Source organism: Streptomyces diacarni (assembly GCF_003323715.1).
GTDB lineage: Bacteria > Actinomycetota > Actinomycetes > Streptomycetales > Streptomycetaceae > Streptomyces > Streptomyces diacarni.
This window is the reverse complement of sequence record NZ_QOIN01000028.1, coordinates 300,270-320,853: the sequence shown is the minus strand read 5'-3', so window position 1 is coordinate 320,853 and position 20,584 is coordinate 300,270. Positions and strand designations below refer to the sequence as shown.

Annotated in this window: 16 protein-coding genes; 7 read left to right on the top strand and 9 right to left on the bottom strand. The window is 72.3% G+C overall.

The genetic code is table 11. The features are described from left to right. Positions 1 to 177 precede the first annotated feature (177 nt). A complete protein-coding gene (locus DTL70_RS04710; protein ID WP_114020541.1) occupies positions 178 to 1,392 on the top strand; it encodes an amino acid deaminase/aldolase in 1,215 nt (404 codons plus the stop codon). A 58-nt stretch (positions 1,393 to 1,450) separates the two neighbouring features. On the opposite strand, the gene DTL70_RS04705 is transcribed toward DTL70_RS04710, so the two are convergent. From DTL70_RS04705 to DTL70_RS04685, 5 genes are all read right to left on the bottom strand, one after another. After that, a complete protein-coding gene (locus DTL70_RS04705; RefSeq protein ID WP_114020540.1) occupies positions 1,451 to 2,356 on the bottom strand; it encodes a DUF2510 domain-containing protein in 906 nt (301 codons plus the stop codon). Between the two features lie 114 nt (positions 2,357 to 2,470). After that, positions 2,471 to 3,763: an HAD family hydrolase gene (locus DTL70_RS04700; RefSeq protein WP_181860779.1), complete on the bottom strand. Its 1,293-nt coding sequence runs from the start codon at positions 3,761 to 3,763 to the stop codon at positions 2,471 to 2,473. Positions 3,764 to 3,870: 107 nt separating this feature from the next. Further along, positions 3,871 to 4,656, bottom strand: coding sequence for a 3-oxoacyl-ACP reductase (locus tag DTL70_RS04695; protein ID WP_114020539.1), 786 nt, complete (start codon positions 4,654 to 4,656; stop codon positions 3,871 to 3,873). After that, a complete protein-coding gene (locus tag DTL70_RS04690) occupies positions 4,653 to 6,071 on the bottom strand; it encodes an aldehyde dehydrogenase family protein (RefSeq protein ID WP_114020538.1) in 1,419 nt (472 codons plus the stop codon). Before DTL70_RS04690 ends, DTL70_RS04695 begins: the two co-directional genes overlap by 4 nt. Before the next feature lie 11 nt (positions 6,072 to 6,082). After that, a complete protein-coding gene (locus DTL70_RS04685) occupies positions 6,083 to 7,450 on the bottom strand; it encodes a glutamine synthetase family protein (RefSeq protein ID WP_114020537.1) in 1,368 nt (455 codons plus the stop codon). A gap of 72 nt (positions 7,451 to 7,522) precedes the next feature. On the opposite strand from DTL70_RS04685, the gene DTL70_RS04680 reads away from it, so the two are divergent. From DTL70_RS04680 to DTL70_RS04670, 3 genes are all read left to right on the top strand, one after another. Then, positions 7,523 to 8,257 (top strand): FadR/GntR family transcriptional regulator, encoded by a 735-nt coding sequence (locus tag DTL70_RS04680; protein WP_114020536.1) that lies wholly within the window; start codon positions 7,523 to 7,525, stop codon positions 8,255 to 8,257. 140 nt (positions 8,258 to 8,397) lie between these two features. After that, positions 8,398 to 9,909: an ethanolamine permease gene (gene eat / locus DTL70_RS04675; protein ID WP_245979001.1), complete on the top strand. Its 1,512-nt coding sequence runs from the start codon at positions 8,398 to 8,400 to the stop codon at positions 9,907 to 9,909. 55 nt (positions 9,910 to 9,964) lie between these two features. Continuing rightward, the gene (locus DTL70_RS04670; RefSeq protein WP_114020535.1) at positions 9,965 to 10,693 is read left to right on the top strand and encodes a gamma-glutamyl-gamma-aminobutyrate hydrolase family protein; all 729 of its coding nucleotides are present in this window, start codon (positions 9,965 to 9,967) and stop codon (positions 10,691 to 10,693) included. Between the two features lie 93 nt (positions 10,694 to 10,786). On the opposite strand, the gene DTL70_RS04665 is transcribed toward DTL70_RS04670, so the two are convergent. Then, positions 10,787 to 11,515 carry a helical backbone metal receptor gene (locus tag DTL70_RS04665; RefSeq protein WP_114020534.1) on the bottom strand — a complete coding sequence of 243 codons (729 nt, stop codon included), beginning with the start codon at positions 11,513 to 11,515 and terminating at the stop codon, positions 10,787 to 10,789. 152 nt (positions 11,516 to 11,667) lie between these two features. Between DTL70_RS04665 and DTL70_RS04660 the strand changes: the two genes are divergently transcribed. Then, a complete protein-coding gene (locus tag DTL70_RS04660; RefSeq protein WP_114020533.1) occupies positions 11,668 to 12,627 on the top strand; it encodes a TIGR03557 family F420-dependent LLM class oxidoreductase in 960 nt (319 codons plus the stop codon). A 16-nt stretch (positions 12,628 to 12,643) separates the two neighbouring features. On the opposite strand, the gene DTL70_RS04655 is transcribed toward DTL70_RS04660, so the two are convergent. From DTL70_RS04655 to DTL70_RS04645, 3 genes are all read right to left on the bottom strand, one after another. Beyond that, positions 12,644 to 13,996 carry a TROVE domain-containing protein gene (locus DTL70_RS04655; protein ID WP_220183589.1) on the bottom strand — a complete coding sequence of 451 codons (1,353 nt, stop codon included), beginning with the start codon at positions 13,994 to 13,996 and terminating at the stop codon, positions 12,644 to 12,646. 231 nt (positions 13,997 to 14,227) lie between these two features. Beyond that, entirely contained in the window at positions 14,228 to 16,843 is a 2,616-nt protein-coding gene (locus DTL70_RS04650; protein ID WP_114020532.1) for an ABC transporter permease/substrate binding protein, read from the bottom strand. Further along, positions 16,836 to 17,957 (bottom strand): quaternary amine ABC transporter ATP-binding protein, encoded by a 1,122-nt coding sequence (locus tag DTL70_RS04645; protein WP_114020531.1) that lies wholly within the window; start codon positions 17,955 to 17,957, stop codon positions 16,836 to 16,838. The genes DTL70_RS04650 and DTL70_RS04645 overlap by 8 nt, the downstream gene beginning before the upstream one ends. 397 nt (positions 17,958 to 18,354) lie before the next feature. Here DTL70_RS04645 and DTL70_RS04640 point away from each other — a divergent pair, with 397 nt between their 5' ends. Further along, positions 18,355 to 19,260, top strand: a complete 906-nt coding sequence (locus DTL70_RS04640; RefSeq protein ID WP_114020530.1) for a 5'-3' exonuclease — start codon at positions 18,355 to 18,357, stop codon at positions 19,258 to 19,260. Between the two features lie 119 nt (positions 19,261 to 19,379). Then, positions 19,380 to 20,249, top strand: coding sequence for a siderophore-interacting protein (locus tag DTL70_RS04635; RefSeq protein ID WP_114020529.1), 870 nt, complete (start codon positions 19,380 to 19,382; stop codon positions 20,247 to 20,249). Positions 20,250 to 20,584: the final 335 nt, after the last annotated feature.

Below are 20,584 nucleotides of genomic sequence, written 5' to 3'. Positions count from 1 at the left end.
CGTGTGCCGTCCCGTCACGGCGTGCGGCGTCACTCTACGGTGCGGACCTGGCAGGTGGGCAACCCGCCCGAGGCAGCGGTGGGGACCGTGCCGAGGTGGGTGAACGCGCCGGTTGCGGCGCGGGATGGGCGGGTGCCGGGGCTGTGCCGTGGCGCGCGGCTCTGGCAAGCTGCGAGGGTGTTCGATTCGACTGTCGATCTCGCCGCCGACCGCGCACGGTACGACCGTGCGACCGCTCACCTGGACGCGCCGCTCGCCCTGGTCGACCTGGAGGCGTTCGACGCCAACGCCGACGACCTGGTCCGGCGGGCCGCGGGAAAACCGGTGCGCGTCGCCACCAAGTCGGTGCGCTGCCGTGCGCTCCTGGAGCGGGTGCTGGCACAAGACGGCTTCCGCGGGGTGATGAGCTACACCCTCGCCGAGTCGCTGTGGCTGGCCCGTTCGGGCATCACGGACGTGCTGCTCGCCTACCCCTCGGCAGACAGGGCGGGGTACGCGGAGCTGGCGGGTGACCCGAAACTGGCGGCTTCGGTGACCGTGATGGTCGACGATCCCGCACAGCTCGCGCTGATCGACGCCGCACGGGAGGGCGGCCGCGAGGAGATCCGGGTCTGCCTCGAACTCGACACGTCCCTGCGGATGCTGGGTGGGCGGGTGCGCGTCGGCGCCCGCCGCTCGCCGCTGCACTCCCCCGCCGACCTGGCCTCCGTCGCGCGTCTCGTCCAGCGGCGGCCCGGCTTCCGGCTGGTAGGGGTGATGGCCTACGAGGGGCACGTGGCGGGGGTCGGCGACGCCGTTCCCGGGGCTGCGCTGCGCTCCCGCGCGGTGCGGCTGATGCAGGCGGCGGCGCGGCGCGAGCTGGCCGCCCGCCGGGCGGCGGCGGTGGCGGCCGTGCGGGCGGTGGCCCCTGACGTGGAGTTCGTCAACGGGGGCGGCACCGGCAGCGTGCAGCACACGGCGGCCGAGGAGGCGGTCACGGAGATCGCCGCGGGCTCGGGCCTGTACGTGCCGCGCCTGTTCGACAACTACACGTCGTTCACCGGCCGTCCCGCGGCGCTGTTCGCCATGCCCGTGGTGCGCAGGCCGGGCGTGGGGGTGGTGACCGTGCTGGGCGGGGGCTATCCGGCCTCCGGCGTGGCGGGGCGCGACCGGCTGCCGCAGCCGTACCTGCCCGGCGGGCTGCGCTACGACGCGCAGGAGGGCCCCGGCGAGGTGCAGACTCCGCTGCTGGGGCAGCCCGCCGACGACCTGCTGATCGGGGACAAGGTGTGGTTCAGGCACGCCAAGGCGGGCGAGCTGTGCGAACGGTTCGAGAGGCTGCACCTGGTGGCGGGCGAGAGGGTGGTGGAGTCGGTGCCGACGTACCGGGGCGAGGGCATGACGTTCCTGTGAACGGGGCTGTCGGCCATGCGGAGCCTCGCCCCCTGGCGTCCGGCCCGCACGGCCCCGCTCACACGGATTCGCGCGGGCCCTCGTCCTCGCCGTCGCCGGTGCCCACGACGCCCTTGCGCAGCTCGTCCAGGACGGAGACACCGGGCGCGTCCTCGGCGATGTCGACGCTGCTCAACAGCGCAAGGGTCCGCTCGGAGCTCTCGGGTGAGCGGAAGACGACGGCTTCGACGTAGGCGTCCGGCTTGAGTTTGTTGGCCACGCGCCACCTGACGCGGTAGCCCTGCTCGCCCGCGACGGTGACGGCACCGGACTCGACGACCTCGTGCCCGGTGATGCCGCCGTACGACTTCTTCGGGTACGACGTCTCGGCGTTCTCGGCCACCTGTGCTTCGGTCAGCTTCTTGAGCGTCTCCCGGTCGCTCCAGGCGCCGTTCGTCGCCTGGAGGACGCCGCCGCCCCTGACGCACTCCTCCTTGTGGGAGGCGGGGCACTCGTACGCCTTCTCGCTGCTGACGGCCGCGTGGCTGTCGCTGGCCCGCTCCCACCCCGCGGGCGCCGTGAGACCGACGCCGAGAAGGGGGTCGCGGGCGACCTCCGGGACCTTCGAGGGCGGCTCGTCGTCCCGCGGCGGGGTCGACTCGTCCCCCTCACCGGGTCCTTCGCCCTCGGGCGCCTCGGAGGGGGCACCGGGTCCGGCCTCGCTCGTGCCGCCCTTGTCGGGGTCACCGCCCAGCAGGAGGACGCTGCCCAGGGCGAGCGCGGCGGCGAGCACCACCGCGCCCGCGATGCCCGCGACGAGTCCGATGAGCGGCCCGCGCCCCGACCGGCCGCCGCCCGGCGCGGGGGGCGTGCCCGTGGCCTGCCGGGTCTGGGCGGTCCAGCCGTGGCCGTCCCACCAGCGCTCCCGCGGCGGATACGGGGGCGTTAGCCCGGGTTCTGGGTACCAGCCGGGCGGGGTCGTCATGCTCACACTCGAACCCTATGGCACATCCGTGCGACGCACAGGGGCGCCCCGGCAAGAGGCGCCCCCGCGACGCTCGTTGGGCCCGCGGGCCCGGCACGGGCCGAACGAGGACTTCTAGGCGTCCTCGCCGTACGCCGTGTCCTGCTGGTCCGGGATGACCGAACCGTCACCCCTGCGCACGGGGCCGAGGGAGCCGTCCGGGTTGGTGAAGGCCTCGCTGGAGCACGGGTAGGTGTCCTCCTGGCGCGGCAGCGGCTCGATGAACATCGGGTTCACCGCCCAGCGCCCGTCCGCGTCGTCGTACCCGCGACACATGATCTCCGGCTTGTTGCGGTTGAGCACGAGGTGCGTCCCCGTGGCGTCGCCGACGAACGTCACGTCGGTGTCCGCGTCGCCCCCGCCGACGGCGACCCGGTGCCGCCAGTCCTGCTTCTTCCAGGCCTTCTTCCCCTCGATGCCGAAGATCTCCTGGTTGATGACGCAGCGCTTGCCCTCGATGTAGGGGATCTCCTCGCCCTTGCTGACGCCGGTACCTCCGCAGCCCTCGGTGTAGGGGGTGATGCGGCCGTGCCTGACGACACTGCGGATGGCGAGGGTGTGCTTCCGGTCGATCCCGACGCCGCTCGACCACTCCTCGGTCACCGGCTCGGAGCCCGCCGAGACGATGTAGACGTCGAAACCGGCCTTCTGGAGAGTGCGGACGAGGTCCTTCTGCTGCGCGTAGTAGCGGCTGTACCCGGGCACCGTGTGCGTGCCGACCTTCCGCTCGCTGCCGACGGGGGCGGCCAGCGCCTCGTCACGGGCCGCGCGGGCGTAGGAGCGCAGTTCGGCGACCGTGTGGCCGGCGAACAGCTGCGGCACCCAGGCGTACTCGGGGACGGTGCGCCGGTGGTTCCACTTCCCGGCGAAGGCCTCCTGGCCGCCCATCGTCTCCGCCTCGCCGCGCACCTGCAGGATCTCGTCGGCGCAGGCGTCGTTCGTCGAGGTGGGGAGGGGGCGCCCGACGGGGACGTCGGTGCCGCACGCCTCGGTCAGCGCGCGGTCGGCCGCCGGGGTGAGCCACTTGCTGGTGGCCGCCCAGTCCTCGGGCCGCAGGATCTTGTCGTGCCGCAGCGCCCAGGAGATGGTGGCGTCCGTCGAGTCGTTCTTGACGATCGTGTTGTCCCAGTCGAACGCGGCCACGGGCCGGTGCTTGCCGCCCCGCCAGTGCGGTGAGCAGGTGCCGCGCTCGTCGATGGTGCGCTGGAGCTTGGCGCGGTTGTCGCCGTGCCACGGCAACTCGGTGGACAGCTGGGGGCAGTGGCGGGAACCGCCGTGGTGGCCCTGGGCCTGGGCGGTTCCCGGTGCGAGAGTGGCTGCGAGAGCCGCAGCCATGGTGAGGCCGGTCAGCACGGGTCTGCTGCGCATGTGGCGCCCCTCCTGGGTTGTCGACGTTGACCGTGTGCACGCTACATCCACGGCGCTCCGCACGGTGGGCGGGCGCCCCGGCGGCGCCCGGGCAGTGTCCGGCGGGACTACAGCGGGGTGACGTAGGCGCCCGCGATCCCGCCGTCCACGAGGAACTCGGCCGCGTTCACGAACGAGGCGTCGTCGCTGGCGAGGAACGCCACCGCCGAGGCGATCTCCTCGGGCTCGGCGAAGCGCCCCACCGGGACGTGGACCAGGCGGCGCTGTGCCCGCTCGGGATCCTTGGCGAACAGCTCCTTGAGCAGCGGGGTGTTCACCGGGCCCGGGCACAGGGCGTTCACCCGGATGCCCTCGCGGGCGAACTGGACGCCCAGTTCGCGGGACATGGCCAGGACTCCGCCCTTGGAGGCGGTGTAGCTGATCTGCGAGGTGGCGGCGCCCATGACCGCCACGAAGGAGGCGGTGTTGATGATGGAGCCGCGCTGCTGGGCGCGCATGTAGGGCAGGGCCGCCTTGCAGCACAGGTAGACGGAGGTCAGGTTGACGTGCTGGACGCGCTGCCAGGCCTCCAGACCGGTCTCCAGGATGGAGTCGTCGTCGGGTGGCGAGATGCCCGCGTTGTTGACGGCGACGTCCACCGATCCGTAGGTCTCGTGCGCGGTGCGGAACAGCGCCTCGACCTGCTCGGGCTCGGTGACGTCCACCTGCACGTACAGTCCGGCGGTCTCCTCGGCCGCGGCCCTGCCCCGTTCCGCGTCCACGTCGGCGCAGACCACGTGGGCGCCCTCGGATGCCAGGCGGCGCGCCGTGGCGAGTCCGATGCCGCTGCCGGCGCCGGTGACGACGGCCGTACGTCCTACGAGGCGGCGGCATGCGGCGGTCTGGTCGGTCACGGGCTCTCCTGGGTGCTCGGCTCGGTGCTGAGGAAGACGTTCTTGGTCTCGGTGAAGGCGGCGAGCGCGTCGGGGCCGAGTTCACGGCCGAGCCCGGACTGTTTGTAGCCGCCGAAGGGGGTGGAGTAGCGGACGCCGGCGTGCGAGTTGACGGACAGGTTTCCGGCGGCGACGGCCTGCGAGACGCGCAGGGCGCGTGCGCCGTCGCGGGTCCACAGGGAGCCGGAGAGCCCGTAGTCGGTGTCGTTGGCGAGCCGTACGGCCTCGTCCTCGTCGTCGAAGGGGAGGACGACGGCGACGGGGCCGAAGATCTCCTCGACCGCGGCGCGATCCCCCGGCGCCCCCGCCAGGACGGTGGCCGGGTACCAGAAGCCGGGGCCCTCGGGCACGGTGCCGCGGATCAGCGCGGGCGCGTCCTCGGGGACGTAGGAGCGGACGCGCTCACGCTGGCGGGCGGAGACGAGCGGGCCCATGTCGGTGGCGGCGTCGGCCGGGTTGCCGGCGCGGAAGGCGAGCACGGCCGGCTCCAGCAGTTCCAGGAAGCGGTCGTACACGCTGCGCTGGACGAGGATGCGGCTGCGGGCGCAGCAGTCCTGTCCGGTGTTGTCGAGGAAGGATCCTGGCGCGCCGGCGGCGGCGCGTTCCAGGTCGGCGTCGGCGAAGACGATGTTGGGACTCTTGCCGCCGAGTTCGAGGGTCACGCGTTTCACGGTGGCGGCGCATTGGGCCATGATGCGGGTGCCGACGACGGTGGAGCCGGTGAAGACGACCTTGGCGACGCGCGGGTGTTCGACCAGCGCGGTACCGGTGACGGGCCCTTCGCCCGGCAGCACCTGGAAGAGCCCCTCGGGTAGCCCGGCCTCCAGCGCCAGCTCGGCCAGCCGCAGCGCGGTCAGCGGGGTGGTCTCGGCCGGTTTGAGGAGGACGGCGTTCCCGGCGGCGAGCGCGGGCGCGGTCCCCCAGGCGGCGATCGGCATGGGAAAGTTCCAGGGGGCGATGACGGCGACCACGCCCAGCGGTTCGGCGAAGGTCAGGTTGACGCCCCCGGCGACGGGGATCTGCGCACCGGTCAGCCTCTCGACGCCGCCTGCGGAGTAGTCGAGCAGGTCGCGCACGTTGCCCGCCTCCCAGCAGGCGTTGCCCAGCGGGTGCCCGGCCTCGCGGGTCTCCAGGACGGCCAGTTCCTCGATGTGCCCGTCGACGGCGGAGGCGAACCGGCGCAGCGCTCTGGCCCGGTCGGCCGGCGGCAGCGCCGCCCAGCTGCGCTGTGCCGCCGCCGCGCGGGTGACGGCGGCGTCCACCTGGTGCGGGGTGGTGACGGGGACGGTCGTGATCAGCTCTTCGGTCGCCGGGTTGATGATCTCCAGCTGCTCGACCGGGGGCCCGGTGCGGCCTGGGGCGGTTTCGTGCTGCACTGCGGTGGTCCTCACATCCGTTCGAAGGAGCGGTAGCGCTCCCAGTCCGTCACGGCCGTGTCGTAGGCCCGCTGTTCGACGCGGGCCATGTTGGTGTAGTGGTCGACCACCTCGTCACCGAAGGCTTCCCTGGCCAGGTCGCTGTCCTGCCACAGCAGGGCGGCCTCGCGCAGGGTGGCGGGGACGTGCGCCGCGTCGCCCGCGTAGGCGTTGCCCGTGCAGGCGTCGGGGAGCTCCAGCGCGTGGTCGATGCCGTGCAGTCCGGCCGCGATCATTCCGGCGACGGCGAGGTAGGGGTTGACGTCGCCGCCCGGTACCCGGTTCTCCAGCCTGTGTCCGTGCCCGTGGCCGACGACGCGGAGGGCGCAGGTGCGGTTGTCGGGACCCCAGGCGACGGCGGTGGGGGCGAAGGAGCCGGGCTGGAAGCGCTTGTAGGAGTTGATGTTGGGCGCGTACAGGAGGGTGAACTCCCGCAGGGCGGCCAGCTGCCCCGCGAGGAAGTGCCGCATCAGGGGCGACATGCCCGCCTCGCCCGCGTCGTCGGCGAGGACGGCCGCGCTGGTCTCGTCGCGCAGCGAGAGGTGGATGTGGCAGGAGTTGCCCTCGCGTGCGTCGTACTTGGCCATGAAGGTGAGGGCCTGGCCCTCCTGCGCCGCGATCTCCTTGGCGCCCGTCTTGTAGACGACGTGCTGGTCGCAGGTGGTCAGCGCGTCGGCGTAGCGGAAGGCGATCTCGTGCTGGCCCAGGTTGCACTCGCCCTTGGCCGACTCGACGACCATGCCGGCCGCGGCCATCTCGTTCCTGATCCTGCGCAGCAGGGGCTCGACGCGTCCGGTGCCGAGGACGGAGTAGTCGACGTTGTACTGGTTGGCGGGGGTCAGGCCGCGGTAGCCGCTGTCCCAGGCCTGCTCGTAGGTGTCGCGGAAGACCATGAACTCCAGCTCGGTGCCGGCGTACGCGCTCCAGCCGCGCTCGGCGAGCCGGTCGAGCTGGCGCTTGAGGATCTGCCGGGGCGAGGCGGCGACGGGCGAGCCGTCGTGCCAGGCCAGGTCGGCGGTCAGCAGCGCCGTGCCGGGGTTCCAGGGGACGCGGCGGAGGGTGGCGGTGTCACCGTGCATGGCGAAGTCGCCGTAGCCCCGCTCCCATGAGGCCATGGCGTAGCCGTCCACGGTGTTGAGGTCCACGTCGACGGCGAGCAGATAGTTGCAGCCCTCGCTGCCGCCGTCGAGCACGTGCTGGAGGAAGTGGGGGGCGGCGAACCGCTTGCCCGTCAGGCGGCCCTGCATGTCGGTGAAGGCCAGGACGACGGTGTCGATCTCGCCCGCGTCGACGCGTTTCCTCAGCTCGTCGACGGCGAGGGGTGGTGGGCGGTCTGCCACGGGCGGGCCTCCTGTCGGGTCAGCGGAAGCCATAAGGTAGTCACGGATACCATTGGAACGGAAGAGGTTGCCATGCCTTCCACGCCGCAGGACGACAGGCTGGCCACGGTGCTGCGCACGGTGCGCGCGGGAAACGGGTTCGAGGAAGCGCTGGAGCAGATACTCCAGATCGTCCGGCTCGGGCTGGTCGCGGAGGGCGAACGGCTGCCCGCCGAGCGGGAGCTGGCCGAGCGCCTGGGCATCAGCCGGGTCACCCTGCGCGAGGTGCTGAGGGTGCTGGCCGAACAGGGCGTCGTGGCCAGCAGGCGCGGCCGGTACGGGGGCACCTTCGTCCTCCCCCGCCCGGCGCCCGCCGGCGGCGGGGCTGCGCGGGAGCGGGTGCGCGGCGCACAGGCCCCCGACCTGGAGGACACGCTCGCCTTCCGCGAGGTACTGGAAGCGGGCGCGGCCGAACTGTGCGCCGCGCGCGGCCTGTCCGCCGCCGGGGCCGCACGGCTGCGCGAGGCACTGGACGCCACCCGGGAGGCGGCGCTCACCGACTACCGCAGGCACGACACGCTGCTGCACCTGACGCTGGTGGAGCTGGCGGGGTCGCCGTCCTTGACGGCGCAGTACGCCGCCGTCAGGGCCTCCCTCAACGACCTGCTGGGCCGCATCCCGCTGCTCGTGCGGAACCTGGAGCACGCCCAGCAGCAGCACGACGGACTGGTGGCCGCCGTGTTGGAGGGGGACGGCGAGGGGGCGCGGGCGATCGCACGCGAGCACTGCGCGGGAACGGCGTCCCTGCTGCGGGGCTTCCTGGCGTGAGGCAGGGCGCGCGCCGTGTCCCGTACGCCCCGGAACGCCGCCCGCGGTCGCAGCCCGTTCCCGCACAAGGGTTGCGCTCGACGACCCGCGCACACAAAGGTGTGCCAGCACACCATTGGCTGACGGCGGGAGTGTGGCACATGACCGAACAGTCCGCGTCCTGGTCCGATCCCGTGCGGGACGGCGACCCGACCCCGCCCGCCGCACCCTCGCACCCCGACCCGCACGTGCCGCCGCGCCCCGACCCGGACGCCGCCTACCTGGAGCGCCGCACCCTGCGGCGCGGCAGCGCGGGCCCGCTGCTGCTGACCGGACTCGGCGTCGCCTACGTCGTCTCGGGGGACTACTCGGGGTGGAACGCGGGCCTGGCCGAGGGCGGCTTCGGCGGGCTGGCCATCGCGGCCGTCCTGATGGGCCTCATGTACACCTGCATGGTCTTCGCGCTGGCCGAGCTGTCCGCCATCCTGCCGACCGCGGGCGGCGGTTACGGCTTCGCCCGCCGCGCCCTCGGCCCCTGGGGCGGCTTCCTGACCGGCACCGCCATCCTCATCGAGTACGTGCTCGCACCGGCCGCCATCGTCTGCTTCATCGGCGACTACGTCGCCTCGCTCGGCCTGTTCGGACTGGAGTCCGGCTGGCCCGTCTACCTGGCCTGCTTCGTGCTGTTCATCGGCGTCCACCTGTGGGGCGTCGGCGAGGCGCTGCGCTTCTCCCTCGTCGTCACCGCGATCGCCGTCGCCGCGCTGCTGGTGTTCGTCTTCGGCGCCCTCACCGACTTCCACACGAGCGGCCTCGACGACATCCCCGTGGACCACGGCGCGGCGGGCGCGAATTCCTGGCTGCCCTTCGGGCTGCTGGGCATCTGGGCGGCGTTCCCGTTCGGCATGTGGTTCTTCCTCGGGGTCGAGGGCGTGCCGCTGGCCGCAGAGGAGACCCGCGACCCGGCGCGTACCCTGCCCAAGGCGATGGCCGCCTCCATGGGTGTCCTGCTGCTGCTCGCCCTGCTCACCTTCATCGCCGCCACCGGAGCCCGCGGCTCCGCCGCCCTCCAGGACGTCGGCAATCCGCTGGTCGAGGCCCTGGAGCCGGGCGGCGAGGCCACCGCGCTCTCCCGCGTCGTCAACTACGCGGGCCTGGCAGGACTGGTGGCGTCCTTCTTCTCCCTCATCTTCGCCGGATCCCGCCAGCTGTTCGCCCTCTCCCGCGCCGGCTACCTGCCCCGCTTCCTCTCCCTCACCAGCCGCCGCAAGGCCCCCTACCTCGGGCTGCTGCTCCCCGGCGCCCTCGGCTTCGCCCTGGCCGCGGGCAGCGGTGACGGGGCCACCATGCTGAACATCGCCGTCTTCGGCGCCACCATCTCCTACGCCCTGATGTCCCTCTCCCACCTCGTGCTGCGCAAGCGCGAACCCCACCTGGCGCGCCCCTACCGCACCCCCGGCGGCGTCCTCACCTCCTCGGTCGCCTTCGTCCTGGCGCTCGCCGCCCTGGTCGCCACCTTCCTGGTCGACAAACAGGCCGCACTCATCGCGCTGCTGGTCTACGCGGTGGCCCTCGCCTACTTCGCCTTCTACTCCCGCCACCGGCTGGTGGCGGCCGCCCCGGAGGAGGAGTTCGCCGCGCTGGCGAAGGCGGAGGAAGAACTGCGGGACTGAGAGCGCCCGGCCGCGTACCCTCCCCCGTGTTCCGCGACCCGCACCTGGAGCAACCGTGACACCGCCCCTCATCGGCATCACCACCTACCTGGAGCCCTCGGCCCGCTGGGGCGACTGGCACCTGCCCGCGGCCCTCCTGCCGGCGGCGTACCACCGCATGGCGCAGCGCGCGGGCGCCCGCGCGCTGCTGCTCCCGCCCGACGAGGACCCCGCCGCGGCGGCCGATCTGCTCTCCCGCCTCGACGGGCTCGTCACCGCCGGCGGCCCCGACGTGGACCCGGCCCGCTACCGCGCCGACCGGGACCCGCGCACGGGGCCGCCCTACCCCGAACGGGACGCCTGGGAGCTGGCCCTCACCCGCGAGGCGTTGGCCCGCGACGTGCCGCTGCTCGCGGTCTGCCGGGGCATGCAGCTGCTCAACGTCTCCCTGGGCGGCACCCTCGTCCAGCACATGCCGACCACCGAAGCCCACCGCGGCGCCCCGGGGGTCTTCGGCGCACACCAGGTCAGGCCGGTCCCGGGCACGCTGCTGGCCAAGGTGCTGGACGAGGAGGAGACCGTGTCCGTGCCGACCTACCACCACCAGGCGGTGGACACGCTCGGCGAAGGGCTCGTCCCCAGTGCCCACGCCACCGGCGACCACACCGTCGAGGCCGTCGAGCTGCCGGACGCCGACGGCTTCGTGCTCGGCCTCCAGTGGCACCCCGAGGCCGGCGAGGATCTGCGGGTGATGGCCGCCCTGGTGACGGCGGCACGAGCGCAGCGGGTCAGCCAGGAGTGCTGACGCGCGGCCCGCGTGGGCGCTGGCGCGCGGCCGGCGGGGGCGCTGGCGCGCGGACCCTGCGCGGCCGGTTCGCCGAGCACGCGGAACGGCGGCTCAGACAAGCGCGGCCGACAGCGCGGCGCCGAGGACGTCCGGTGCCTCGGCCAACGAGGGCCCGTACCAGGTGAGGTGCCGGCCGCTGACGAGCGCGGCGGGCGTGGCGGGGAAGGCCTCGGGGCCGTCGTCGGCCGTGAACCTGTAGGGCTCGTCGGGCAGGACGACCACGTCGGCGCGGCCGGGTTCGGCGAGCTCGGGGAGCGGTACCCGCGGGTAGCGCTCGGCGTGTGCGGCGTAGACGTTGTGCACGCCCAGGTACGCGAGCAGGGCACCGGCGAAGGTGTCCCTGCCCAGCACCATCCACGGCCGCCGCCAGACGGGGACGACGGCGCGTACGTCCAGGCGGGCGCGGGCCCGCGCCCACGCGTGCTCGGCGGTGTCCAGCCACTCAGGGCGCGACAGGCCGCAGCCCTCGGTCAGCACCCGGTGCAGCTCGGCGAAGCCCTGTTCCAGCGAGCGCACCTCGGTCACCATCACGCGCAGCCCCGCCTCCCGCAGGGCGCGCAGGTCCTCGGGGCGGTTCTCCTCCTCGTTCGCGAGCACCAGGCCCGGGGCCAGTCCGACGACGGCCGCCACGTCCGGGTTCTTGGTGCCCCGCACCCGGGTGACGTCGAGGCCGGACGGGTGCGTGCACCAGTCCGTCGCGCCGACGAGGAGACCGGGCGCGGTGGCGGCCACCGCCTCGGTGAGGGAGGGAACGAGCGACACGACCGACCGGCACGTCATGAGGCCCCACTCTAGGCGGGGAGCGCGGGAGCACGGGAGCACGGGAGCACGGGAGCACGGGAGCACGCAGGGCATAAGGCAGCTCATACGCAGGGAAGGTGACGGCCTGACCGTTCTGTTTCGTTATGGGCGGAAAAGGTACTCATGGGTGCATGGTCAGCATCGGATACTTTCTCTCCTGCGAGGAATTCGGACCCCGCGAACTGGTCCGCCAGGCACAGATGGCCGAGGAAGCCGGCTTCCAGCGGCTGTGGATCTCCGATCACTTCCACCCCTGGATGGACGCGCAGGGCCAGAGCCCCTTCGTCTGGTCCGTCATCGGAGCGCTCTCCCAGGCCACCTCGCTGCCGGTGGGCACCGCGGTCACCTGCCCCACCTTCCGGATGCACCCGGCCATCGTCGCCCACGCGGCGGCGACCGCCGCCGTGCAGTTGGAGGGCCGCTTCACCCTGGGCGTCGGATCCGGCGAGGCGCTCAACGAACACATCCTCGGCCAGCACTGGCCGCCGCCGGGCGAACGGCTGGCCCGCCTGGAGGAGGCCGTCGGGATCATCCGCAGACTGCACACCGGCAAGCGCACCACCCACCACGGCACCTACTACCGCGTCGACGACGCCCGCCTCTACACGGTGCCCGAACAGCCCGTGCCGATCTCCGTCTCCGCGTTCGGCCCCAAGGCCGTCGAGCTGGCCGCACGCATCGGCGACGCCTTCTGCACCCCCTCCCCCAGCCGCGACCTGGTCGACCGCTACCGCGACGCGGGCGGCGGACAGCGGACCGTGCAGGGCGGCATGAAGGTGTGCTGGGCGCCGACCGAACGAGACGGGCTGGACCAGGCCCACCGGCTGTGGGCCAACGAACTGCTGCCGGGCCAGGTGCCCTCCACCCTGACCCGCCAGAAGGACTTCGCGGCCGCCGCGTCGCTGGTCTCGCGGGACGCCGTGGCCGACCAGATGGTGTGCGGGCCCGACACCGAGCAGCACAGGGCCCGGGTGCGCAGCTACGTCGACGCCGGGTTCGACGAGGTGTACGTCCAGCAGATCGGCTCCCGCCATGAGGAGTTCTTCCGCGTCTACGCGGACGAGGTGCTGCCCGCCTTCCACGGCGCCTGAACCCCTCGGGCGGTCGCTACCCCTCCCACGGCCGGCGCGCCGACTCCCCGTCCACCAGCAGCTCCATCATCGTGAACAGCTTGTCCGAGAAGCCGCCGATCTCGAAACGGTTGGGCCGCGACGGGTCCAGCGCCGAGGGCGCGTACCCGGTGGTGTTGACGCCGAAGAGCGGCACGGAGGCGGGCACCGCCTCGGAGACCGAGACGCCCGCCTCGCGCCTCCCCGCCCGGGTGTCGGAACGCCTGCATGTCCGAGACGAGCACGACCCGGTCGTGGCCTTCGTAGCGGCCCGCAGCGCTGCCACCGTCTCGGTCCCGTGGCCGACCTCCCCCAGCCGCGCGCAGAAGGCCTCGATCGCCTTCAGGACCGCGCCGCCCGCCGGCAGCTCGTGCCGGGAGTGGCCGCCCGCGAACCCGAACATCTCCACCCGCTCACCGCGCTGGGCGAGCGTCGCCCCGATCAGCGCGCCGATGTCCGCGTGCGTGACCTTCGAGCGCGCCGAGACGGTGCCCCGCATCGAGGCCGAGGTGCCGACGAGCAGCAGCGTACGGCCCGGCAGCGCGGGGACGTTGGCGGTGGAGGCGGCGAGCGCCTTCTCCAGCGCCCGCGCCCAGCGCAGCGACGGCGCGGCACGGTAGGCGGACAGGAAGCGGTAAGGGAACTGCCGCGAGCGGGCGATCTGCTCCGGGTCGGTGAGCCGGTCGATCACCTGCGCCGCCGCCCGGTCGCTGATCCCCGCGCGGTCGAGGTTGCGCAGGTTGCGAAGTTGCGCCATGAGGCCCATCGACGGCAGCACGGCCTCCCAGGAGGCGGCGTCCATCGGGCCCTGGAGCCAGCCGGCCAGGGCCTCCCGGGTCATGCCGGCGCGGGCGAGGGTCCCGGGACCGCACGCGCCGGTTACCACGGACGCGCGCTCGGCCTCGGGCAACGCCATGAGGGCGGCGCGGGCCCTGACGGTCGGCAGCGCCTCGGGGACGTGCTCGCCGCGGCCGTGCCGGCGGTCGAGCGCGTGGCGGAACAGTTCGCCCTGCCAGGGCTTGTCGGGGTCCGGCGCGGCGTGCGTCAACTCGAGCACGTCGGCGAAGCGGAAGGCGTGGGCGTCGGTGTCGTACTTCAGCAGCGCCTTCTCGGTGTAGAGGCACCGCACCGCGTCGGCCAGTCCGCGCTTGACGGGCTTGGGCACGGCGCGGCCGAACGTGGCGGTCCAGTAGGCGAGGAACTCGCCCGGCGCGTCCGCGCGCCGGCAGGCGGCGGCCACGATGGCCCGGTCGTCCCCGTGCCGGCCCTCGGCCAGCCGCGCCCAGACGGCGTGCGCGGCGGCGACCAGCGCGGCGGAGCGCAGCTGCGCGTCGTCCCGCAGCCAGGCCACGAAGCGCGCCGTCCAGGCGCCAGGAATCGAACCTGTGGAATCCGCCGAAGGAGTAACCGTCGTCCTCGCACCGGGAGGTGCGTTCGTGCACGCGTACGACGGTAGGCGCCCCCTCGCGGTCCGTCATGCGCATTACCGCGCCCCCCGAAACGCCGGACGGCCCCGCGCCGCGTGCTCTCGCACGCGGCGCGGGGCCGTCCCGAAGGCGGTGGGATCAGACCGCGGCGCCGGTCACTTGACCGGGGCCAGCTTGTCCTCCATGCCCGGGTGGGAGTCCAGCCACTTGCGCGCGGACTCCTTCTCCTTGCCCTTGCCGCCGCTCTGGATCGAGGCCTCGAGGGAGCCGAGGTCGTCCTCGGACATGTGGAAGTCCTTCAGCCAGCCGTACAGCTCGGGGAAGTCCTTCTTGAAGTCCTTCTTGGCGGTGACGTGGATGTGGTCGCCCTTGCCCCAGGAGCCCTTGGGGTCCTTGAGCTTCTTCAACGGGTACTTGCTGTAGACCCAGTGCGGGGACCAGGTGGTCGCCACGACCGGCTTCTTCTGCTTCACCGAACGGTCGACCTCGGAGATCATCGAGGAGGTGCTGGAGGAGACGACCTTGTACTCCTTGTCCAGGCCGTAGTCCTTGAGCACCTTCTTGAGGATCTTCATCTCGCCCGCGCTGGACTCGATGCCGGTGATCTTCCCGCCGAACATGTCGCTCTTGCCCTTGAGGTCTTCCAGCGAGTCGACGCCCTTGACGTACTCGGGCACGGACAGCTCCAGCGAGGTCGGCCCGTACCAGGAGCCCACGTCGGTCAGTCTGTCCTTGTACTTGCGCCAGTACTGCTCGTGGGTGGTGGGCAGCCACGCGTCCGTCTGGAAGTCCATCTCACCCTGCGCCAGCGCCGTGTAGAGCGGGCCCGGGTCGAGCTGCTTGACGTTCGGCTTGTAGCCGCGGTCCTCGAGGATGTTCTGCCACAGGTAGGTCGTCGCGATGGCCTCGTCCCAGGGGAAGTAGCCCATCTGGACGGCCTTGCCTGCGCCCTTGCCCTGCTTCTTCTCGCCGCCGGGGGTCGGCGCCATCTTGTCGACGAAGCCCGGGTGGCCCTTCAGCCAGTCCTTGACGGCCTTCTGCTCCTGGCCCTTGCCCGCGCCCTGGATCTTGTCCTCCAGGGAGGTGAGCTGCTTCTCCGTGAGGTGGAAGTTCTTCAGCCAGCTGGCGACGATCGGGTTGTCCTTCGCGAAGCCCTTGCGGCCGACGTTGTAGAGCTTCTCACCCTTGCCGAACGCACCCTTGGGGTCCTTCAGCTTGGTCAGGTCGTAGGCGTTGTAGGCCCAGTGCGGGGACCACAGCGTGACGACGACCGGCTCCTTCTTCTGGATGGAGCGCTTGAGCTCGGAGAGCATCGAGGAGGTGCTGGAGGAGACGACCTTGTATTCGCCCTCCAGGCCGTAGTCCTTGAGGACCTTCTCCTTGAGGATCTTCATCTCACCGGCGCTGGACTCGATGCCGATGATCTTGCCGTTGAACTTCTTGCCCTGTCCCTTGAGGTCCGCCAGGGACTTCACGCCCTTGACGTAGGAGGGGACGGACAGCTCCAGCGAGGTGGGGCCGTACCAGTCGCCGAGCTTCTCCATCTTGGAGCCGTACTTGTCCCAGTACTGCTGGTGCGTGGTGGGCAGCCAGGCGTCCGTCTGGAAGTCCGTCTCGCCCTGGGCGAGGGAGGTGTAGAGCGGGCCCGCGTCCAGCTGCTTGAGGTTGGGCTTGAAGCCGCGCTGCTCCAGCACCTCCTTCCACAGGTAGGAGGTGGCGATGCCCTCGTCCCAGGGGATGTAGCCCATGTTGAGCTGCTTGCCCTTGCCGACGTTCGTGCTGCCGGAGGCCTGCTCCTCGGAGCCGGAGTCGGCGAAGTTCATGCCGCCGGCGACCAGTGCGAGGACGACGACGCCGCACAGCGCGACGGCCGAACCGGGCTTGTAGCGCACGAAGCGCATCCGGCCCATCATCGCGGTCGCCTTCGCCGCGGCGCGGCGGCCGAGCGGCGAAACCCGCAGGTTGAGGGCGCCGGTCATCCGGTCCAGGTACATGGCGAGGATGACGACGGCGACACCCGACTCGACGCCCAGACCGATCTGGACCTGGGTGACGGCGGCGTAGACCCGCTCACCGAGGCCGGGAGCACCGGCCATACCGGCGATGACGACCATGGAGAGCGCGAGCATGATGACCTGGTTGACACCGGCCATGATCGTCGGCAGCGCCAGCGGGAACTGCACGCGCGTGAGCGTGTGCTTGGGCGTGGTACCGAACGCCTCGGCGGCCTCCACCAGCTCTCCGTCGACCTGCCGGATGCCCAGTTCGGTCATCCGGACGCCGGGCGGCATGGAGAAGATGATCGTCGCCAGCAGACCCGGGGTCGTGCCGACGGAGAAGAACATCACGCCGGGGATCAGGTAGACGAAGGCCGGCATCGTCTGCATGACGTCGAGCACCGGGCGCACCGCGGCGCTGACCGACTTCTTGCGCGCCGCCCAGATGCCGGTGGGCACCGCGATCACGATGGTGATGACGGCGGCGGCCAGGACGAGCGAGAGCGTCTGCATCGCCTCGTCCCACAACTGGAACGTGTCGATGAGCACGAAGCCGACGAAGGCGATGACACCGGCGGCCAGCCCGCGCAGCCAGAACGCGATGACGGCGAAGATGCCGGCCAGCAGCAGCGGCTCGCCGCCGCCCAGGACGGCGTTGATCCCGTCGTACAGCCCGGTCAGAACCGTGTTGATGAAGTCGAAGAGCCAGCCGAGGTGCGTCTGCAGCCAGTCGACGGCGTCCTCGACCCAGTTTCCGGGGTGGAACTCAGGCACGTGCTCTCACCCCGGCGTCCTTGCTCGTCTCCTGGACCGCGGGGCCGGCGGCGGGCACCGCGGCGGCCGCGTCAACGCGGGGTTCCTCGGCGAGAGCGGCCAGCAGCCGCTCCCGGTCGACGACGCCGACGGGAGTGCCCGCCTCGTCGGTGACGATCATCGCGTCCTCGCTGGTGGAGAACGGGGTGAACAGCTCGGCGAGCGGGGTCTCCGCGGGGACCGTCGGCGCCTTGCCGAGCCCGCGGCCCTGTGCGGCGGCCGCGTCGGCCTTCGCCTCGTCCATGATCGAACCCGCGGTCAGCACCCGCGAACGGTCCACGTCCTGGATGAAGGAGGCGACGTAGTCGGTGGCCGGGCGGACCAGGATGTCCTCGGCGGTGCCGATCTGGACGATGCGCCCGTCGCGCATGACGGCGATGCGGTCGCCCAGGCGCATGGCCTCGTTGAGGTCGTGGGTGATGAAGACGATGGTCTTCTTCAGCGTCTTCTGCAGCTGGAGGAGCTGGTCTTGCATGTCACGGCGGATCAGCGGGTCCAGGGCGCTGAACGACTCGTCCATCAAGAGCAGGTCCGCGTCGGTGGCCAGCGCGCGGGCAAGGCCGACCCGCTGCTGCATACCGCCGGACAGTTCGTCGGGCCAGGACGTTTCCCAGCCCTTGAGCCCGGCCAGTTCCAGTGCCTCGGTGGCGCGCTTGTCGCGCTCCTCGCGCGGGACGCCCTGCACTTCGAGGCCGTAGGCGGCATTCTCCAGCACGCTGCGGTGGGGGAAGAGCGCGAAGTGCTGGAACACCATGCTGATCTTGTGGGCTCGTACCTCGCGCAGCTCGCGGTCGGGGAGCGCTGTCAGGTCCTCGCCGTCGAACAGGACCCGTCCCGCGGTGGGCTCGAGGAGGCCGTTGAGCATCCGCAGCAGCGTGGACTTACCGGAGCCGGACAGCCCCATGACCACGAATATCTGCCCCTCCTCAACCTCGAAGGAGGAGTCGATCACGGCGGCGGTCGTGCCCTGGGCACGCAGTTCCTCGCGGTCGGTGCCGGCTTCCAGCCTGGCTACTGCCTGGTCCGCTCTCCTCCCGAACACTTTGTACAGGTGTTCGGCTCTCAGCCTGGACACATTCACCTTCTTGTCTTGACAACAGGTACCGGCACACCCCCACGCTTCGGTTCGAGCGGTGTAAATCGCTGCAAACGGTGCATACCGGAAAGATGCACTCTACACGAAGGCCTTGCCAGGGTGCTCCTGCTCGAAACTTCAACTTCCAAACCGGTAGTGACGCGGTTCATACCGGCAAAAATGGACGCACCGCCTCCGCTCACGCCCCACGCGCCCCACGTCCCCCGCGGAGGCCCATCCGCGCCACGCACGCACTGTCGGCGCCATGCGGCATCATCGGGCCGTGACCATCACTCCGGCGAACGCAGCAAACACATCGAACACGGCAAAAGCAACAAGCGCAACAAACACGGCAAGCACAGCGGGGGCCCCCGAGAGGCCCGGCGGCCCCCGGCTGATGCTCCTGGACACCGCCTCGCTCTACTTCCGCGCCTACTTCGGCGTCCCCGACAGCGTCCGCGCCCCCGACGGCACCCCCGTCAACGCCGTGCGCGGACTGCTCGACTTCATCGCCAGGCTCGTCCACGACCACCGGCCCGACGCGCTGGTGGCCTGCATGGACGCGGACTGGCGCCCCCAGTGGCGGGTGGATCTGATCCCCTCCTACAAGGCCCACCGCGTCGCCGAAGAGGTCGAGGGCGGCCCCGACGCGGAAGAGACGCCCGACACCCTGGGGCCCCAGGTCCCCGTGATCGAGCAGGTGCTGGACGCCGTGGGGATCGCCCGCCTCGGCGCCGCTGGGTACGAGGCCGACGACGTGATCGGCACCCTGGCGACCCGTGCCGCGGGCCCCGTCGACATCGTCACCGGCGACCGCGACCTCTTCCAGCTCGTCGACGACGCGCGCGCCGTCCGCGTGCTCTACCCCGTCAAGGGCGTCGGCAGCCTCGACGTCTACGACGGCGCCGCGCTGGCCGCGAAGTACGGGGTCGACGGCGCCGGCTACGCGGATCTGGCGGTGCTGCGCGGCGACCCGAGCGACGGCCTGCCCGGCGTGCGCGGCATCGGCGAGAAGACCGCGTCGAAGCTGCTGGACCAGTACGGCGACCTCGACGGCATCCGCGCCGCTGCCGCCGACCCGGTCTCCCGGCTCACCCCGGCGCAGCGCACCAAGCTCACGGAGGCCGCCGCCTACCTGGACGTCGCGCCCACCGTGGTGCGCGTCGCCCGGGACGTGGCGCTCCCCGACGCCGACCTCGCCCTGCCGCGGACCGCACGCGAGAAGGACCGGCTGGCGGAGCTGGCCGAGCGGTGGGGGCTCGGCGGATCGCTGCAACGGCTGCTGACCACATTGGCGGGCTGACCTGCCGGGCCGGGCCTTCGATGATCATGCGGACACGCGTCTGTTAAGTTAGGCATACCTAAGTTACGGTCTCTCCGTTGCGCCCTCTGCCCGTGCCCGCATCCGTCCATGGAGGCCCCGTGCCAGACCGCCAGGCCGCTCCAGCCCGCCCGGCCCGCCGGAAGCCACAGCTCCACCACGCCCGCGTGGTCCGCACCGAACAGCTGACCCCGCACATGGTGCGGGTCGTCCTCTCAGGCGAGGGCCTGACGGGCTTCCCCGCGGGTGAGCACACCGACCACTACGTCAAACTGCTCTTCCCGGCCCCCGGAGTCACCTACCCGCAGCCGTTCGACATCGAGCGCATCCGCGCCGAGCTGCCGCGCGACCAGTGGCCCGCCATGCGCACCTACACCGTGCGCGCCTGGGACCCGGCCACCGGCGAGCTGACGATCGACTTCGTCGTCCACGGAGACGAAGGCCTGGCAGGCCCCTGGGCACGGTCGGCGGCCGCCGGCGACGAGGTGTACTTCCTCGGCCCCGGCGGCGCCTACTCCCCCAGCCCCGAAGCGGACTGGCACCTGCTCGTCGGCGACGAGAGCGCGCTGCCCGCCATCGCCGCCTCGCTGGCCCGAGTGCCCGAGGGGGCACCCGTCCGGGCGTTCATCGAGGTCGCCGGGGTGGAGGAGGAACAGCCGCTGGCCGCGCCGCCCGGCGCCGAGGTCGTCTGGCTGCACCGGGGCACGGCGCCGGTCGGCGCACGCCTCGTCGCCGCCGTGCGGGAACTGGACTTCCCCGAGGGACGCGTGCTCGCCTTCGTCCACGGCGAGGCGGGGTTCGTCAAGGAACTCCGCGGCCACCTGCGCCTCGAGCGCGGCATCGCCAGGGAGCAGCTGTCCATCTCCGGATACTGGCGCCTCGGCGCGGACGAGGACAACTGGCAGGCCTCCAAGCGCGAGTGGAACGCCCAGGTCGAGGCCGAACAGGAGGGCCGGCCCTCCGCCGCGTGACCGCCGGAGCGGGTGCGCTTTGACGGAGCGGTGCTCCGGGCCGCGGGCGGGCCCGGACCCGGACCCCCGGTATTCCGGAGCGACGCCGGGCCCGGCCCGGTTGGCGACCGTGGGTTGCCGGCCGCGGCGAGCTACGCGTCAGCCGGCATTGCCGTCGGCTTTCCCGGCTTCCGCCGGTAAGGGGGTGCCCCTGCTCGTCGTCTGCGGTGCGCGGGTGGGTTGGGGCTTGGCGCGCCGTTCCCCGCGCCCCTGCGGGGGCGCGGGCCTGCGGGGGCGCGGGCCTGCGGGGGCGCGGGCCTGCGGGGGCGCGGCCCGCCCGAGCGAGCGCGGGCGGG

Excerpts from the sequence above, each read along its gene's own strand:
- DTL70_RS04705 (WP_114020540.1), bottom strand. The coding sequence starts at position 2,356 with ATGACGACCCCGCCCGGCTGGTACCCAGAACCCGGGCTAACGCCCCCG.
- DTL70_RS04700 (WP_181860779.1), bottom strand. The coding sequence starts at position 3,763 with ATGCGCAGCAGACCCGTGCTGACCGGCCTCACCATGGCTGCGGCTCTC.
- DTL70_RS04680 (WP_114020536.1), top strand. The coding sequence starts at position 7,523 with ATGCCTTCCACGCCGCAGGACGACAGGCTGGCCACGGTGCTGCGCACG.
- eat (WP_245979001.1), top strand. The coding sequence starts at position 8,398 with ATGACCGAACAGTCCGCGTCCTGGTCCGATCCCGTGCGGGACGGCGAC.
- DTL70_RS04665 (WP_114020534.1), bottom strand. The coding sequence starts at position 11,515 with ATGACGTGCCGGTCGGTCGTGTCGCTCGTTCCCTCCCTCACCGAGGCG.
- DTL70_RS04660 (WP_114020533.1), top strand. The coding sequence starts at position 11,668 with ATGGTCAGCATCGGATACTTTCTCTCCTGCGAGGAATTCGGACCCCGC.
- DTL70_RS04640 (WP_114020530.1), top strand. The coding sequence starts at position 18,355 with ATGCTCCTGGACACCGCCTCGCTCTACTTCCGCGCCTACTTCGGCGTC.